General features: G+C 68.5%; 6 protein-coding genes. All 6 read left to right on the top strand.

Annotation, left to right across the window (positions count from 1 at the left end; genetic code table 11):
- The first annotated feature begins 1 nt into the window (after window position 1).
- The 6 genes from BLU84_RS07705 to BLU84_RS07680 all read left to right on the top strand — a co-directional run bounded on the left by BLU84_RS07705 (window position 2) and on the right by BLU84_RS07680 (window position 17,781).
- Window positions 2–9,520, top strand: coding sequence for a non-ribosomal peptide synthetase (locus BLU84_RS07705; protein ID WP_083382400.1), 9,519 nt, complete (start codon window positions 2–4; stop codon window positions 9,518–9,520).
- Window positions 9,521–9,536: 16 nt separating this feature from the next.
- Window positions 9,537–11,345, top strand: a complete 1,809-nt coding sequence (locus BLU84_RS07700) for a carbamoyltransferase family protein (RefSeq protein WP_074864588.1) — start codon at window positions 9,537–9,539, stop codon at window positions 11,343–11,345.
- An 11-nt stretch (window positions 11,346–11,356) separates the two neighbouring features.
- Window positions 11,357–13,441 (top strand): SGNH/GDSL hydrolase family protein, encoded by a 2,085-nt coding sequence (locus tag BLU84_RS07695; protein WP_074864587.1) that lies wholly within the window; start codon window positions 11,357–11,359, stop codon window positions 13,439–13,441.
- Window positions 13,442–13,563: 122 nt separating this feature from the next.
- On the top strand, window positions 13,564–14,589 hold the full coding sequence (locus BLU84_RS07690; RefSeq protein WP_074864584.1) for a TauD/TfdA family dioxygenase: 1,026 nt from the start codon (window positions 13,564–13,566) through the stop codon (window positions 14,587–14,589).
- 47 nt (window positions 14,590–14,636) lie between these two features.
- Window positions 14,637–16,247 carry an MBL fold metallo-hydrolase gene (locus BLU84_RS07685; RefSeq protein WP_074864582.1) on the top strand — a complete coding sequence of 537 codons (1,611 nt, stop codon included), beginning with the start codon at window positions 14,637–14,639 and terminating at the stop codon, window positions 16,245–16,247.
- A gap of 271 nt (window positions 16,248–16,518) precedes the next feature.
- The gene (locus BLU84_RS07680) at window positions 16,519–17,781 is read left to right on the top strand and encodes an efflux RND transporter periplasmic adaptor subunit (RefSeq protein ID WP_083382399.1); all 1,263 of its coding nucleotides are present in this window, start codon (window positions 16,519–16,521) and stop codon (window positions 17,779–17,781) included.
- The last annotated feature ends 50 nt before the right edge of the window (window positions 17,782–17,831 follow it).

The raw sequence follows: 17,831 nt of genomic DNA, 5'->3' as shown, positions 1-17,831 counted from the left end.
AATGGCAACGGATTTGTTGAAGGAAGCCAGCGCCGCCGGCGTGGCGTTGTTCCTTAGCAACGGCAAGCTCAAGGTCCGGGCCGGCAAGGGCGCGCTCAGCGACGGATTGCGCCAGCGCATCCTCGACGCCAAGGAAGAGATCGTCGCGCTGCTGAGCGAGCTGGAAGGCCTGCGCATGGAGGACGGCAGCGACGCGATCAAGCCGGCGCTGCGCCGCGACGGGCGGCTGCCGCTGTCGCTGCAGCAGCAAAGGCTGTGGGTGCTGGAGGAGCTGTATCCGGGCAGCGTCGACTACAGCATGCCGTTCGCGTTCCGCATCCGCGGCGAATTCTCGGTCGAGCACGCGCAGGCCGCGCTGGCCCAGGTCGCGGCGCGCCACGAAGCGCTCAGGACCAGCTTCCATCGCGACGACGAGGACATTTACCAGCGCTGCGAGGACAACCTGTCGCCGCGCGTCGCCCGCCACGACCTCAGTGGGATTGCCGCGCACGAGCGCGACGACGCGATCCGGCGCTTCATCGCCGAGGATGCGGCCGCGCCGTTCGACCTGGGCCGCGCGCCGCTGCTGCGCGCGGCGTGGCTGCAACTGGCCGCGGACGAGGGCGTGCTGTACTTCAATCTGCATCACATCGTCTTCGACGGCTGGTCGATGGACGTGCTGCTGCGCGAGTTCGTCGCGTTCTACCGCGAACGCGCCCTGGGCGAGCCCAGCGCGCTGCTGCCGCCGAGCATCCAGTACGCCGATTACGCCGTGTGGCAGCGCCAGCGGCTGAGCCAGGACCGCCTCGACGAACACCTGGGCTACTGGACCCAGGCGCTGTCGGCGGCGCCGATCGTGCATTCGCTGCCGCTGGACTTCGAGCGGCCCAAGGTCAAGAGCCAGCGCGGCGAGCTGTTCCGCAGCCGCGTCCCCGCGGCCCGGCTGGGCGAATTGCAGGCCTTCGCCGAACGCCAGGACATCACTTTGTTCATGCTGCTGCACGGCGCGTTGTCGCTGGTGCTCGCGCGCTACGGCTCGGAGCCCGACGTGGTGGTGGGCACGCCGGTGGCGAACCGCGGCAGCAGCCAGCTCGACGAGCTGATCGGGTTCTTCATCAACACCCTGGTGCTGCGGGTGTCGTGCGAGGAATCGCAGAGCGTGCGCGAGTTCTTCGCGCAGGTGCGCGAAGTCGATCTGGGCGCGCAGTCGCGCCAGGACATTCCGTTCGAGATGCTGATCGAGCGCCTGGACATCCCGCGCAGCACCGCGCACACGCCGTTGTTCCAGGTGATGCTGTCGCTGGACAACAACGCCCGCACCGCCAGCAGCGGCGGCGCGTTCGAGGTGGAGGCGGTGGACGTCGGCATCGGCCAGGCCAAGTACGACCTGACCTTGAACGCCGGTATCGGGCCGCAGGGCCTGGAGCTGAGCTGGGTCTACGACACCTCGCTGTTCCGCGCCGAGACGGTGCGCCGCCTCGACGGCCATCTGGACGTCCTGCTGCAGGCGCTGACCGGCGATCCGCAGCGGCGGCTGAGCGAACTGGATTCGCTCGGGCCGGAGGAGCGCGCGTTCGTGGCCGACGACCTGGTCGGCGAGACGGTCGCGATCGACCCCGAACTGCTGCCCGACCGCCAGGTCGCGGCGACCGCGCGCCTGCGCCCGGATGCGGTCGCGGTGCGCGCCGGCGGCGCGGCGCTGAGCTACGCCGAGTTGGACCGCCAGATCGACCACGTGGCGAACCTGCTGGCTGCGCGCGGCATCGACCGCCAGGATCGCGTCGGCATCGTGCTGCCGCCGTCGCCGGCGATGGCGGCCGCGGTGCTGGCGTGCCTGCGCGTCGGCGCGGTGTACGTGCCGATCGATCCGGCCGCGGCGCAGAAGAAGATCGACCACATCGTCGCCGACAGCCAGATCAAGCTGCTGCTGACGGTGTCGACGCTGCCGGACTTCACCCGCGCCAGCGGCGTGCAGGCCTGCTACCTCGACGAAGCGCTCGAGCGCGCCGACTGGCGCGCGGCCGCGCCGGCGCCGGTGGCGGACTGCGGCGCCGACGATCTGGCCTACATCCTCTACACCTCCGGTTCGACCGGCCAGCCCAAGGGCGTGGCGATCGCGCGCGGCGGCCTGAGCAACTACCTCGGCCACTGCCTGCGCGTCTATGCCGGCGAGCGCTTCGAGGAAGCGGTGATGAGCTCGCCGCTGAGCTTCAACGCCACCATCACCACCTTCTTCACTCCGCTGATCTGCGGCGCCACCTTGCGCATCCTCGATGCGCGCCAGGAAGCGCTGGCCCGCGAGCTCGGCGAGCTGATGCTCGGCGATGCGGTGTCGCGCCTGTTCAAGCTGACGCCCGCGCACCTGGACCTGCTGCTGCGCTACTGGCGCGAACAGGACGAGACGCGGCGCGGGCGAGCGCCGGTGCAGGTGGTGATCGGCGGCGAGCAATTGCTGAAGAAAACCCTGGAGCCGTTCCTGGATCGGCTCGCCGCGGGTTCAACTTTCGTCAACGAATACGGCCCGACCGAGACCGTGGTGGGCTGCTGCACCTACACCGTGCGCGAGCGCGCCGACTTCGCCGGCGACGGCGCGGTGGTGCCGATCGGGCGGCCGATCCAGAACACCCGCCTGCAGTTGTTGCGCGAAGGCGGCCTGAGCCCGCTGGGCGCTACCGGCGAGCTGTTCATCGCCGGCGCCGGCGTCGCCCGCGGCTACCTCAACCAGCCCGAGCTGCAGCAGCGCCATTTCGTCGAGCGCGAAGCCGGCGGGCGGGCGACGCCGTTCTACCGCAGCGGCGATCTGGCGCGTTACGGCGACAATGGGCAACTGATCTTCGTCGGCCGCAACGACGAGCAGATCAAGCTGCGCGGCTATCGCATCGAGCCGGCCGAAATCGAAGCCTGCCTGTGCGCGTTCGCCGGCGTGGCCGAGGCCTGCGTGCTGCTGTCGGACCGCCTGGCGACGCCGTCGCTGGTGGCGTATGTGGTCGCCCCCGGCGCCGCCGGGCGCGAGGACGCGCTCGCCGCGCAACTGCGCGATTGGTGTAAGGCCGGGCTGGCGGCGCCGCAGGTGCCGGCGGCGTTCAAGTTCGTCGCCCAGCTGCCGACCACGGCCAACGGCAAGGTCGACAAGCGCGCGCTGGCGGCGCTGCCGCTGAATCTGCAGCCGACGACGTCCTACGCCGCGCCGGAAACGCCGATCCAGCAGGCGCTCGCCGAACTGTTCGCTGGCCTGCTCAAGCACGAGCGGGTCGGCATCCACGACAACTTCTTCGACCTCGGCGGCGATTCGATCCTGGCGATCCAGACGGTGTCGCGCGCCAAGAAGGCGGGGCTGCAGATCACCACCCGGCAGATCTTCGAACATCAGACCGTGGCCGGGCTGAGCAAGGTCGCGGTGAAGTTGGGCAGCCAGACGGTGGGCGTGGAAACCGGCGCCGGCCCGTTCGCGCTGACGCCGATCCAGCAATGGTTCGTGCACGCCCAACCGCAGACGCTGAACCACTACAACCAGAAGCTGTTCCTGGAAGCGCCGGCGCAGCTGGACGGCGCCGCGCTGGCCAGGATCGTCGAGGCGCTGCTGCGCCGGCACGACGGCCTGCGCTCGACCTTCGCCGAGCGCGATGGCGCCTGGGCCGCGCACGAGCGGCCGTTCGACACCGCATTGCTCGAACGCAGCGTGGCGGTGGAAACGCTGCCCGACGGCGTGGAGGAAAGCCGCCGCTTCATCGCCGCGCGCTGCAACCACTACCAGGCCAGCCTGAACCTGGAGCACGGGCCGTTGTTCAAGGCCGTGCTGTTCGCCGGCGAACGCGGTTCGCGCTTGCTGATCCTGGCCCATCACATGGTGGTGGACGGCGTGTCCTGGCGCGTGTTGCTCGAGGATTTCGAGCGCGCCTGGCGCCAGCTCGCGGCCGGCGAGCCGATCGCGCTCGGCGCCAAGGGCACGTCCTACCAATACTGGAGCGGGTTGCTGGCGCGCACCGCCGCCGGCGATGCGGTCGGGCAGGAACGCGATTACTGGCGCGAGCAACTGGCGGCCGACAACTTCGGCTTCCGCGAGTTCGAGCCGGCGCAACCGCCGGCGGTGGCCAGCGGCAAGCAGGTGGTGCTGGAGTTGTCGGCGGACGACACCGCGGCGCTGCTGACCCACGCCAACACGCCGTACGCCACCCGCACGCTGGAACTGCTGCTGGCCGCGGTGTACCTGGGCCTGGCGCCGTGGGCCGGCCGCGACGCGTTCGCGGTGGAACTGGAAGGCCACGGCCGCGAAACGCTGGAAGCCAACCTGGACCTGTCGGAAACCCTGGGCTGGTTCACCTGCATGTACCCGCACGTGCTGCGCGGCGTAGCCGGCGACGTCGGCGCGACCTTGCGCGCGATCAAGGAAGACGCCCGCGCCATTCCCGGCGGCGGCATCGGCTTCGGCATGCTCAAGTACCTGGCGCGCGAGCCGTCGCTGCAGGACGAGCAGCGCGCGCCGCACATCGTGTTCAACTACCTCGGTCAGCTCGACCAGGGCGGCCCAGCGCAGTCGGCGTTCGCCCTGGCCAACGAAGACGCCGGCGCCGAGATCGCGCCGAACGCGCGCCGCGGCCATCGCCTGGTGATCACCGCCTTCGCCCTGGGCGGCCGCATGCGCCTGAACCTGGACTACAGCCAGGACGAGTACAGCCAGGCCACGGCCGCGGCGATGGCGCAGTCCATCGTCGCCGCCGCGCAGGCGCTGGTGGAGCATTGCGGCAAGCAGCACGCGCGCGTGTTCACGCCTTCGGACTTCCCGCTGGCGGCGATCGGCCGCGAAGCGCTGGACCGGCTGCAGGCGGCCGAGGAGATCGGCGATCTCTACCCGAGCACGCCGATGCAGCGCAGCATGCTGGCGGCCAACGAGCTGCACCGCTCGGCCTATGTCGCGCAGTTCTATCCGATGTTGCGCGGCGCGCTGGACCCGGCGCTGTTCGCCCAGGCCTGGCAGGGCGTGGTCGACCAGTACGTGGTGCTGCGCACCCGCTTCGTGGTCGAGGACGGCGTGCAGCATCAACTGGTGCGCAAGCGGGTCGAGGCGGCGCTGGAGTACGTGGACCTGTCGGATTGCGGCGAAGCGCAGCAGCAGGCCCGATTCCGCGCCCTGTGCGAACGCGAGGAAACCCTGGGCTTCACCGGCGCCGAGCCGGCGATGTACCGGATCGCGCTGGTGCGGTTGAGCGCGGATCGCCACCGCCTGTTGTTCACCAGCCACCACAGCATCCTGGATGGGTGGTCCATTCCGTTGCTGTTGAACCAGTTGCTGCACAACGTCAAGCAGCTAAGTCGGGGCGAATCGCTGAAGCCGGCGGCCGAGGCCGATTACGACGCCTACATGGCCTGGTTGCTCCGGCAGGACGCCGATCGCGCGGCCGAGGTCTGGCGCGATTATCTGGCCTGCGATGTCGCTCCGGCGACCTTGAAACTGCCGCGGCACGACCAAGGCGAGCATCCGACCCACGCGCTGTCGCAGGAAGTCATCGACGCCGAACAGACCCGGGCGATCCGCGACTTCGCCCGCAGCTACGGCGTCACGTTGAACACCTTGGTGCAGTTCGCCTGGGCGCTGGTGCTGCGGGCCTACAGCGGATCGTCGGACGTGACCTTCGGCGCGGTGGTGTCCGGCCGGCCGCAAGAGGTCGAGAACGTCGACCGCATGGTCGGACTGTTCATCAACACCTTGCCGGTGCGGGTCAAGATCGAATCCGGCCCGTCCGGCCCGCAGCTCAATGCGCTGCAGAAGGTCTTCCACCACAACAACGGCTACGCCTTCCTGGCCTACAGCGAGATCAAGCGCAACGCCGGCTTCAGCGGCGAGGCGGCGCTGTTCGAGACCTTGATCGACTTCAAGAACTATCCGATCAACGAGCACGAATCCGACGGCGGCGGCGCCGAACTGGCGGTGGAAGCGCCGGAAGGCTACGGCACCAACAGCTTCGATATCTCGCTGACGGTCGGCGTGTACGAACGCATCATGTTCAACTGCAACTACCGCAGCGACCTGTACGACGCCGGCTATGTGGCGCAGATGCTGTCGTACCTGTCCGAAGCGCTGGTCGGGCTGGCGCAGGGCCGCGCGGTCGAGACGATCGTGCCGGCTCTGCCCGATCTGTCCGAGCCGCCGGCGCCGGCGTTCGCGCCGCCCGCGCACGCCGAGGCGGACGCGGACCTGCCGCTGCACTGCAGCTTCGAGCGCATCGCCGCGGCGTCGCCCGGGCGCGCCGCGCTGAGCTGCGGCGACCGCACGCTGAGCTTCGGCGAACTCGATGCGCTCGCCAACCGCATCGCCCGCTCGCTGATCGAGCAGGGCGTCGGCGCCGGCGAACCGGTCGGACTGATGTTCGAGCGCGGGGTGGAATCGATCGCCGGCCTGTTGGGCATCTTTAAGGCCGGCGCTGCTTACCTGCCGATCGATCCGGCCTACCCGGACGAGCGCAAGCGCTACATGATCGAAGACAGCGGCCTGCGCCACCTGTTGTGCGCCGGCGATAGCGGCCCGGCGGCGCTGAGCGGCGTTCGCCAGCATCCGATCGACCGCGCCGAGGCGCTGGCCGGATTCTCCGCCGAGCCACTGTCCGCCGCGCCGCCGGCGCCGGCGAGCCTGGCCTATGTCATCTACACCTCCGGCTCGACCGGCAAGCCCAAGGGGGTGATGGTCGAACACCGCAACCTGCGCTATCTCGCCGACGGCATGCGCGCGCTGGGCTTCGACGGCAGCGGCTGCTGGGCGGCGGTGGCCTCGTTCTCGTTCGACGCGTCCTTGCAGGGCGTGTGCCATCTGCTTCAGGGCGGCCACCTGGTCGTGCTCACCGACGAGGAAAAGATCGACGCGGACCGGTTGCGCCAGCGCTTGCTCCAGCATCGCGTCGACGTCGTCGATTGCACGCCGACGCTGCTCGACAGCTGGCTGGAGCAGGGCGCCGAGGACGTGCTGCCGAGTCTGGTGATCGGCGGCGAAGGCATCCCGGAGGCGTTGTGGCGGCGGCTGGCCGAACGCCGGCGGCCGGGAATCCGCCACTTCAACGCCTACGGGCCGACCGAGTGCACGGTCAACGCCAGCATGGCCGAGATCGAAGGCGAGCGGCCGCACATCGGCCGTTGCCTGGCCGGCGCCTATGGCTTGGTGCTCGATGCGCAGGGTTCTCCCTGTCCGGTCGGCGTGGCCGGCGAGCTCTACCTCGGCGGCCGCGGCGTCTCGCGCGGCTATCTGGGCAAGGACGAACTGACCGCGCAGCGCTTTCTCGCCGACACCGTCAGCGGGCGCGCAGGACGGCTGTATCGCACCGGCGATGCGGTGCGCCTGTCGCCCGACGGCGATTTCGAGTACCTCGGGCGCCTGGACGATCAGGTCAAGATCAACGGCCACCGGATCGAGCTGGACGAAATCGCGCGCGTGCTGGAAAGCCATCCGGCGGTCGAATCGGCGCTGGTGCTGACCAGCGACGCGGACACCGGCCGCACCCAACTGGTGGCCTGCGTGCGTTCGCCGGAGCGCGCCGACAGCGCGAGCCTGCCGGCCGAGCTGAGCGACTGGCTGCGCCAGCGCCTTCCGGCCTACATGCAGCCGAACCGCTACGTCGCGACCGACGCCTGGCCGATGACCGGCAACGGCAAGATCGACCGGCGCCGCTTGCTGGCGGCCGCTTCGGCGCAGGCCGCGGCCGGACGCGCCGAGGCCTCGGCGAGCGCCGCGGAAATCCTGCTGCGCGCGCTGTTCGCCGAGGTGCTGGGCCGGGATTCGGTCGGGCTGGACGAGAATTTCTACGAACTCGGCGGCGACTCGATCCTGGCCATCCGCCTGATCGCCAAGGCGGCCAAGGCCGGGATCAAGATCAGCATCAAGCAGTTCGCCGCCCATCCTTCGGTGCGCGCCCTGGCCCAGGCCTGCGCGGGCGAAGCCGCTACGGCGCCGCAGTCGCGGTTGCGCGAGACCCTGCACGGATTGTTCGCCGAGGTGCTGGGCCGCGACAGCGTCGGCGCGGACGAGAACTTCTACGAACTCGGCGGCGATTCGATCCTGGCCATCCGCCTGATCGCCAAGGCGGCCAAGGCCGGGATCAAGATCAGCATCAAGCAGTTCGCTGCTCATCCCTCGGTCGCGGCGCTGGCGCGGGTGTGCGGGCAGGCCGCGGGCGAAGGCGAGGGCGCCGCGGTCGAAGGCGCGCAGCGGCTGCTGCCGATCCATCACAAGGTCGTGGTCGAGCAACTGCACGTCGGCGCCGAGGTGTTCGACCACTTCAACGGCGGCTCGCTGTTCGCGGTGCCGCGCGGCTTGGACCAGGCGCGCCTGGACGAGATCTACCGCGCGCTGCGGCGCAAGCACGACGCGCTGCGGCTGGCCTTCGACCTGGCCGGGACGGAACCGGCCGCGCGCTATCTGCCGGCCGATGCGGCGGTATTCGCCGACGCCGTGTCGGTGCGCGAGGTCGATGCGGGCGAGGCCGACATCGCCGCGGCGGTGAGCGCGCTGTGCCGGCCGCTGCAGAGCGGTTTCCGGCTGGCCGAGGGCGGCTTGTTCAAGCTGGTCCTGATCCGCGCGTCCGACACCGACCGCTTGCTGATGCTGGCGCATCACGCCATCGGCGACGTCGTGTCCTGGCATGTGCTCGTCGCCGATCTGGCCGACGCCGTCGGCCAGGCGCTGCGCGGCGAAACCGTGCGCCTGCACGGCAAGAGTTCGTCCTACCAGGCCTGGGGCGACTACCTGGACGCCTGCGCGAAGAACGGGACGTTCCGCGCCGAGCTGGATTACTGGAAGGCGCAACGCGATCCGGCGCGGTTGGCGCCGGTGGCGCTGGATGCCGAGGTGACCGCCGAGCTGGGCCATTGGCGCCAGGCGCCGCTGGCGCTGGATGCGCAGGCTACGGCCGATCTGCTGGAAAGCGCCGCGGCCTATCCGGGCGCCGACGTCAACGCGCTGTTGCTGGCGGCGCTGTACCGCGGGCTCAAGCGCTGGAACGGCGGGCGCGGTTACTGCGTCCTGCTGCAGAGCCACGGCCGCCATGCCGACGCGACCGCGCTGGACCTGTCGCAGACGGTCGGCTGGTTCACCCAGAACCATCCGCTGCTGCTGGATTTCGACGCGGCCGGCATCGACCGCGACATCGCCGCGGTCGGCGCCACCTTGGCCGGTGTGCCCAATCGCGGTCTGGGCTACGGCGTGCTGCGTTTCCTTGCCCGCGAGCCGGCGTTGCAGCCCGCCGGGGCGGAGCCGTTCCAGGTGCTCTTCAACTATCTGGGGCGTTTCGATTCGATGGTGCGCGACGCCGCGCCGCTGACGTTCCTGGCCGAGGACATCGGCCCGATCAGCCATCCGCGCCTGCCCAGCTCGGTGCCGATGGGGTTCCAGGGCGGCGTCTATTCGGGACGGTTGTCGATGAACCTCGAATTCGACGCGCGCCAGTTCTCCGACGAGCGGATGCGGCGGCTGGCCGCCTGCGTCCGCGACGAGTTGTTGGCGATCGTCGACTTCTCGCGCGAGTTCCAAGCCGAAGCAAGCGCTTCCGACATCACTTGACACAACGAGAGCAAGCATGGATACGCCCAAAAACAGCAAGACGTCCCGAGTCGTGATCGGCCTGTCGTTCGGCTATCACGATTCGGCCTGCTGCATCCTCAAGGATGGCCGCCTGGTCGCAGCGGTACAGGAAGAACGGTTCAGCCGGGTCAAGAACGACAAGTCGTTCCCGAAGAAGAGTTTGCGCTACTGCCTGAGCGAGGCCGGCGTGAGCCTGGACGAGGTCGATTGCATCGCCTACTACGAGGAGCCGGAGAAGAAGCTGTCGCGGCAGATCTGGATGGGCAGCATCGACGACGCCGATCCGGTGCGCAAAGCCGACGTGATGAAGCACCTGTGCGCGCAGAGCCCGCAGCAGACCATCCGCGACGTGCTGGGCTACGGCGGCGCGATCGAGATCGTCGACCACCATCTCTCGCACGCGGCCAGCGCGTACTACTTCTCCGGTTTCGACGAGGCCGCGGTGCTGACCGTGGACGGCGTGGGCGAGTGGGCGACGACCAGTTACTGCGTCGGCGCCGGCAAGGAGCTGACCTTGTTCGAGGAAGTCGCCTTCCCCGATTCGCTGGGCCTGTTCTACAGCACCATCACCAGCTTCCTGGGGTTCAAGGTCAACAGCGGCGAGTACAAGGTCATGGGCCTGGCGCCGTACGGCAAGGAGATCTACGTCGACCGGCTCAAGCAGCTGATCCAGGCCGGCGAGAACGGCCAGTACCGCCTGGACATGCGCTATTTCGATTTCCTGCGCACCAGCCGCATGTACTCCGACGCGCTGATCGAACTGATGGGGATCGCTCCGCGCGTGCCGGAATCGGACATCGACCAGGTCCACATGGACATCGCCAAGAGCCTGCAGGTGGTGCTGGAGGAGATCCTGCTCGACAAGGTGCGCTATCTGCACGGCAAGGTGCCGAGCAAGAACCTGTGCATGGCCGGCGGCGTCGCGCTGAACTGCGTGGCCAACGGCAAGATCCTGCGCGAAGGGCCGTTCGAGAACCTGTTCGTGCAGCCGGCCGCGGGCGATGCGGGCTCCGCGCTCGGCGCCGCCGCGGTGGCCTGGGTGCGGCTGTTCGACGAACGCCCGGCCCAGCGCGATATGCCGCACGCCTACCTCGGCCCGAGCTACAGCGCCGACGAGGTCTATCGCCTGCTCAACAGCACCGGCGTGCGCTTCGACGACTATCGCGGCAGGCAGGACGAGCTGATCGAATTCACCGCCGGGCAGATCGCCCAGGGCAAGGTGATCGGCTGGTACCAGGGGCGCATGGAGTTCGGCCCGCGCGCGCTGGGCGCGCGCTCGATCCTGGCCGATCCGCGCGACGGCGACATGCGCGAGAAGATCAACGCGCTGGTCAAGATGCGCGAGGCGTTCCGCCCGTTCGCGCCGGCGGTCAAGGCCGAATCGGCGCGCGAGCATTTCGCCCTGACCTCGGCCTCGCCGTTCATGCTGCAGACCTGCGACGTGGAATCGCTGCTGGATTTGCCGGCGATCACCCACGTGGACAACTCCGCGCGCGTGCAGACGGTCGAGGCCGACGTGAACCCGCGCTTCCACGCCCTGCTGTCGGCGTTCGAGCGGCTCACCGATTGCCCGATCCTGCTCAACACCTCGTTCAACGTGCGCGGCGAGCCGGTGATCTGCACGCCGCTGGACGCGGTGATCTGCTTCGTCAGGGCCAGGATCGACTTGCTGATCCTGGAGGACTTCGTCATCCGCCAGACCGACATACCGGAGATGTGGCGCGTGGGCGTCGGCAACACGCCGGTCGTTCCGCCGCGCAAGGACGCCCGCGCCATCGGCCACGCCGTTTATACCTTTCTGTAGGAATCACCGTCATGTCGAACAATCATGCGTTGAAACAGCTGTCCGACGAGATCGCCGCCCAGGTCCACCGCGGGCAGAGCGGCGATTTCGCCCAATTGTTGAGTTTCGCCAAGCTGATGGGCAACGCGCCGGCGGCGCCCGCGGCGGCGGCCGATGCGCCGGGCCGCATCGGCATCTGGAAGCTGGACGCCGACGCGGGCGTGTTCTCGCGCGACGTCGCGGCCACGTCCGACTGGGCGTATTGGGCCCAGGTGCAGAACATTCCCGCCAAGAGCGAGCGCCAGCGGATCTTGTTGCTGGGCGAATCGGTGGCGCGCGGCATGTTCTACGATCCGGGCTACACGCCGGCGCAGGTGCTCGAGCAGCTGATGTCCGGCCACCTGGGCGGCGAGGCGCCGCAGGTGATCGATCTGGCCCGCACCAACGCCACGATGGCGACGCTGCGGCGGATCGCCGAGCAGGCCGAACAGCTCGCGCCGGACATGGTCGCGATCTTCGCCGGCAACAACTGGGCCGGCAATCGCTCCTACCTCGGCGAAGGCCACGCCTACGCCTTGCTCGCCGGCCTGCGCGAGGGCGGCATCAACGGGTTGCGGCGCAAGCTGGAGACGATCCTGGCGGCCGAGATCGGCAAGCTGGTGGACGCCATCGCCGAGCTCTACGCGCGCCGCGGCGTGCCGGTGTGCTGGGTCCTGCCGGAGTTCAACCTCGGCGACTGGCGCGACCCGAAGGTGTACGTGCACTGGCTGCAGACGCCGGAAGCCAACGAGCGCTGGCTGGCGCTGCTGGCGCAGGCCGAAGCGGCGCTGGCGCAAGGCGAATTCGCCCAGGCCCGCATCGCCGCCGAGGCGATGCTGGCGCTGGATCACGGCGACTGCGCGACCACCGCCTATGTGCTGGCGGCCTGCCACGAAGGCCTGGGCCAGGACGGCGAACGCCGCCGCTATCTGGAGATGGCCAAGGACGCGTCGATCGTCGATTTCACCCGCAGCTACTCGCCGCGCATCACCGCCGCGATCCGCCGCCAACTGCTGGAAAAGGCGGCCGAGAAGGGCCACCGCGTGGTCGATCTGCAGCAGGTGTTTCCTGCGGCCACCGGCGAGGCGATCGCCGGCAAGGAAATGTTCCTGGACTACTGCCACCTGACCAGCCAGGGCATCCGCATGTCGATGGCCGCGCTCGGCGAAGAGCTGCTGCAGCAGGGCCTGGCCAAGCCGGCATCGCTGGAGGCGCTGCTGCCGCACGCGCCGTGGCCGAGCGATGCCGACGAGGCCGACGCGCATCTGCTCGCGGCGATCCACAACGCGCATTGGGGCCAGGTCTACGACGTGGTGCTGCACTACTGCCGCCGCGCCGCCGACAAATCGGCTTCGGTGCTGGAGCTGATGGGCATCATCGTGGAAATCCAGAACGAGCGTTTGCCGGTATGGATGAACGCGCGCGCCACCGAACTGCTGGAGACGGTGTCGCCGCAGATCAAGCGCTATCTGTTCTCGATGGAGTTCAAGTGCCTGGACCGCCTGCTGCTGGACGCCTTCGCCCAGTGCTGCGCCGAGCACGGCATCGACCTGGCTTCGCGTGTGTCCGAGCTGCGCCTGCGCGCGCATTCGCTGGGCACGCTGGGGCGGGTGGACCTGCTGGATCCCTACTACCACAGCACTTCGTTCTCGAACCAGCAGTTCATCGACGGCGGCGTCAACCAGCGCAACGATTTCTTCAAGGGCTACGAGCCGGTCAGCGAGTTCTGCTTCGTGTCCGACGCCTCCGATGCGGCCACCTTGCGGATCACCCTGAAGTCGGCCGACGGCGCCGACGGCGCGCAGGCGCAGTTGCGCATCAACGGCGAGACCTGGGGCGAGCTGGCGCTGAGCGGGCAGTGGCGCACGCACGAGATCGAGGTTCCGCTCGCGCGGGTCAAGCCCGGCGTCAACCGCGTCGACCTGGTCTGGCCGACCCCGTCGCTGGACGGTTCGGCCCAGATCGATCAGATCGGCCGCGACATCCGCCAGAACGCCATGTCGGAGATCTACCCGATCTACGGGCATATCTACGCCATGGAGGCGCACGCCGGCGCGGGCCGGGCGGCGCTGGCGTGATCGGTTTCGGCGCAGTCCGCGCCGTCGCGCGCGGCGCGGCTTCGGCCTCGCCGCCGCGTCCGTTCCTTGTCCGCTGCCGTGCTCGGCCAGGCAGCGTCCGTGTCCGCAATCGGGAGTGATCCATGAGCGTCCTATCCGAATCGCCCGTCCTGTCCACCGACATCGAACCCCAGTTCGCGCCCGGCAAGCCGGTCATCGTGCACGCGCCGGCGCTGCCGGACATGGACGCGGCGCGCGACTGGCTGGACGGCCGGCGCGAGGCCTTGCTCGCATTGCTGCGCGAGCAGGGCAACTTCCTGCTGCGCGGCCTGCCGGTGTCGTCGGCGGAAGACTTCGCCGTGGTCCGCGATGCGCTGATCGCCCATCGCGCCCAGTACAAGGAGAAGGCCACGCCGCGTAGGGGCTACGGCAACGACATCTATTCGTCGACCGAAATCCCGCCGATGCATGTCATCCGCCAGCACAACGAGAACAGCTACACCCTGGATTTCCCCGGCATGCTGGCGTTCTGCTGCCTGCAAGCGCCCGACAGCGGCGGCGCCACGCCGATCGCCGACGTGCGCAAAGTGCTGTCGGCGGTGCCGCCGGAGCTGGCCCAGCGGTTCCGCCGGCACGGCTGGCTGCTGCTGCGCAACTACAACAGCCAGGTCAGCCTGCCGTGGACGACGTCGTTCGCGACGACCGAGCGGGCCGAGGTCGAGGCGTATTGCGAGCAGCATCTGATCTCGGCGACCTGGAACGACGACGACAGCCTGACCACGCGGCAATACCGCCCAGCGGTCGTCGCCCATCCGGTCACCGGCGAAGAGGTGTGGTTCAACCACGTCGCGTTCTGGAACAGCTTCTCGCTGGACGAAGAGTTGCGCGAGGTGCTGGTCGAGAACTACGGCCCCACCGGGCTGCCGTTCGAGACCTTCCTCGGCGATGGCAGCGCGTTGAGCGCCGACGAGGTGGCGGCGCTCAACCAGGCCTACGACCGTTACACCTGCCGCGAATCCTGGCAGCGCGGCGATGTGATGGTGGTCGACAACATCCTGTGTTCGCACGGCCGCGAGGCTTACACCGGGCAGCGCCGGGTGGTGGTGGCGATGGGCGAGCCGATTTCGATGCTGGACTGCCCGCATTCCCCGCCGCCCCGGGCCGCCTGAGCGGCCGCGGCGCAGACCACGTTTTTGCACATGGAAAGCGGATGCATATGAGTGAGCGCGAACTGTACCTGCGGGAAGACGTCTACTTCGAACCGCTGTTCAACCAGTGGTACGCCTGGCCGTACCTGATTCCGCCGGTGACCGCGGCGCGTTATGTCGAGAACACCCACCTGCGGATCATGAAGTCGTTCGTCAACAACTATCAGCTGCACATCATCGCCGCGCAGGAGCCGACCCTGACCGGCGGCGAGTTCCTGTCGTGCACCGAGCAGCAAGTGGACGACATCAAGCGCCTGGTCGAGCGCATCGAAGGCCAGCAGAAGGATCTGCTGGAGCTGTCCGCGGCGGTGCGCGAGCTCGACGACCTGCTGCTCAAGCACACCAGCGGCGAATCGTTGACGCCGCTGTACGAGAAGGTGCCGGCGCCGCTGCGCGGCTATGTCGAGCTGGTGTTCGACCGCGAGCACCGCGCCTCGTTCCGGCTGATCGAACCCTTGCTCTATCGCAGCGCGCTGTACAAGCCGCAGCTGCAGTCGCTGTCGTTCGGCTCGCTGACCCGGGTCGGCAGCCGACCGTTCGTGCTGAGTACGCCGCGATTGCCGGACGAGAATCACCTGCAAGTCGAGGCCGATTTCAACGCCGGCATCGTCGACCGCATCTTCAAGGCACGCCAGCAGCCGATCGCCGAAAGCGAGCTGGAGGCGATGTTCGCCGCGCATCCCAACGCCGGCGGCCTGCATTACCGCGACCTGTTCACCGCGCAGCCGCCGGCGCGGGGCCCGCGCCCGGTCGAATCCGGGGTGCGGCTGGAGTACACCGGCCACGCCGGCTTCCTGATCCGCTCGCCGCAGGCCTCGATCCTGATCGACCCGGTCATCGCCACCCGCGATCCGGCCGGCGAGCACGACGTGGTCGGGTTCAGCGACCTGCCCGAGACCATCGACTACGTCTGCCTGACCCACAACCACCAGGACCACGTCAACTTCGAGACCCTGTTGCAGCTGCGCCACAAGATCGGCCGGGTGCTGGTGCCCAAGAGCAACGGCGGCAAGCTCGCCGACCCCAGCCTGCGCCTGCTGCTGCGCCAGTTCGGCTTCGAAGTGAGCGAAATGGACGAGTGCGACGAGCTGCCGGTGGCCGGCGGACGCATCACCTCGATCCCGTTCCTGGGCGAGCACGGCGACCTGGACATCCGCAGCAAATCGGCCTGGCTGGTGGAACTGGAAGGCCGGCGCATGTTCTTCGGCGCCGACTCGGCCAATCCCGACATCGCCCTGTACACCCACCTGAAGCGCTATCTGACCGACCTGGACGTCTACGCCATCGGCATGGAATGCGTCGGCGCGCCCTATACGTGGCTGTACGGAGCGCTGGCCACGCGCAAGGTCGGCAAGGCGATCAAGGACAGCCGACGCCTGAACGGGTCGGACGCCCGGCAGGCGTTCGACGTGATCGACATGGTCCGGCCCAAGCGGGTGTTCGTATACGCGCTGGGAATGGAGCCTTGGTACAAGTACTTCATGGGCATCGACTACAACGAGAACTCGACCCAGATGCGCGAGGTGGCGCTGTTCCAGGAGCAGTGCCGCGGGATCGGCCTGGAGGCCGAACCGCTGTTCGCCAGCCGCGAGTACGAAATGGAAGCGCTGCCAGCATGAATGACTGCGACGCGGTGCCGCGAATTGAAGTGATCGCCTTTACCGATTTTGGCTTTCTGCCTATCCTCGCGGAGGGGGTTTTTCCGGCTGAAAAACCGTCCCCGAGCCTGGGGCGGCAGCCCTTGCGCGCCCCGCCGCGGGCGTCGCGTCACGGCGATCGGGAAGGCTGGCGGGCGCCGCTGCGGCGCCGCTGCCGGGCGGCAGTCCGCAGGACGGCGGGCGTGAGCGTGGGTTGAGCGAACACCAGCTTGAGCGAAGACAAAGGAACGCAATGGATATTGTTAAGTCTAGGAACGCCGGATTCGCCCAGAAGTGGTTCGCGTCGAAGAAGTGGCTGCTGATATTCGCCGCGCTGGGCGTGGTGGTGTTCGGCTTCGCCCTGCGCACCAAGGCCTCCTCGATGAACATCAGCCGCGATGCGCTGGTCGTGGGCGTGGTCAAGAAGGGCCGCTTCGACGTCACCGTCGACGGCTACGGCGAGCTCAAGTCCAGCAGCACCCGCCTGATCACCAGCGTCAGCAAGGCCACCGTCGAGGAGGTCGTGCTCAAGCCCGGCGCCAAGGTCGTCGCCGACAGCGTGATCCTGCGCATGTCCAACCCGCAGATCGACCAGGACCTGGACCTGGCCCGGCAGCAGCTGGAGTCGGAAAAGATCTCGGTGCAGGAGATCACCCTGACCAAGCAGCGCGAGCTGCAGGACGAGGACGCCAAGCTGCTGGAGGCGCAGTCGCAGCTGGAGCTGATCGAGATGCGGCAAAAGGCGCTGGCCGACCTGGCCAAGCAGCGCATCCTCAGCCATATCGAGTACGCCGAGATCAACATGAAGGTGGAGCAGCAGCGCCGCAACCTGAAGATCCAGCGCGAACGCTACGCCACCTTGCAGCAGATCAACCGCGCCCAGATCGACATCCACAAGAAGATGGTCGAGCAGAAGCAGCTGGCCTACGACAAGGTCCAGGAGCAGAAGGACAAGCTCACCGTGCGCGCCGGCCGCGAGGGCACCTTGCAGCTGCTGTACGTCGAGCTGGGCCAGAGCATCGAGCCGGGCAAGGAGCTGGCCCTGGTCGGCGGCGACAAGGATCTCAACGCGCTGATCAAGATTCCGCAGTCCAAGAGCGACTCGGTCCGCATCGGCCAGCAGGCGCGCATCTCCATCGGCGGCAACCCGGTGCTGGCCAAGGTCGCGCAGATCAATCCCGGCGTGGTCGACGGCAGCGTCACCGTCGAGCTGCAGCCGCGCCAGGCGCTGCCCGACAACGCGCGTCCGAACTTGAACGTCGATGCCGTTATCGAAGTGGGGTCGTTCGACAACGCCCTGTTCGTCGACCGGCCGGCCAACGTGGTGGCCAATTCCTCGACCAACGTGTTCGTGGTCGACAAGGACGGCGACAACGCCGCGCGCGTCGCGGTCGCCTTCGGCCAGGAATCGGGCAAGCAGATCCAGATCAAGTCCGGGCTGGCCGACGGCGCCCAGGTGGTGTTGAGCGACGTGTCCAAGTACGCGGCGGAAAAGTCGGTGTCGATCGTCGACTGAGGCGCGGTGCGGCAAACCTCCGGCGCCCACGCCGGACGGCGGCAAGGATC

Source organism: Lysobacter enzymogenes, assembly GCF_900106525.1.
Taxonomy (GTDB): Bacteria; Pseudomonadota; Gammaproteobacteria; order Xanthomonadales; family Xanthomonadaceae; genus Lysobacter; species Lysobacter enzymogenes.
This window is presented reverse-complemented; position numbering and strand designations above follow the sequence as displayed.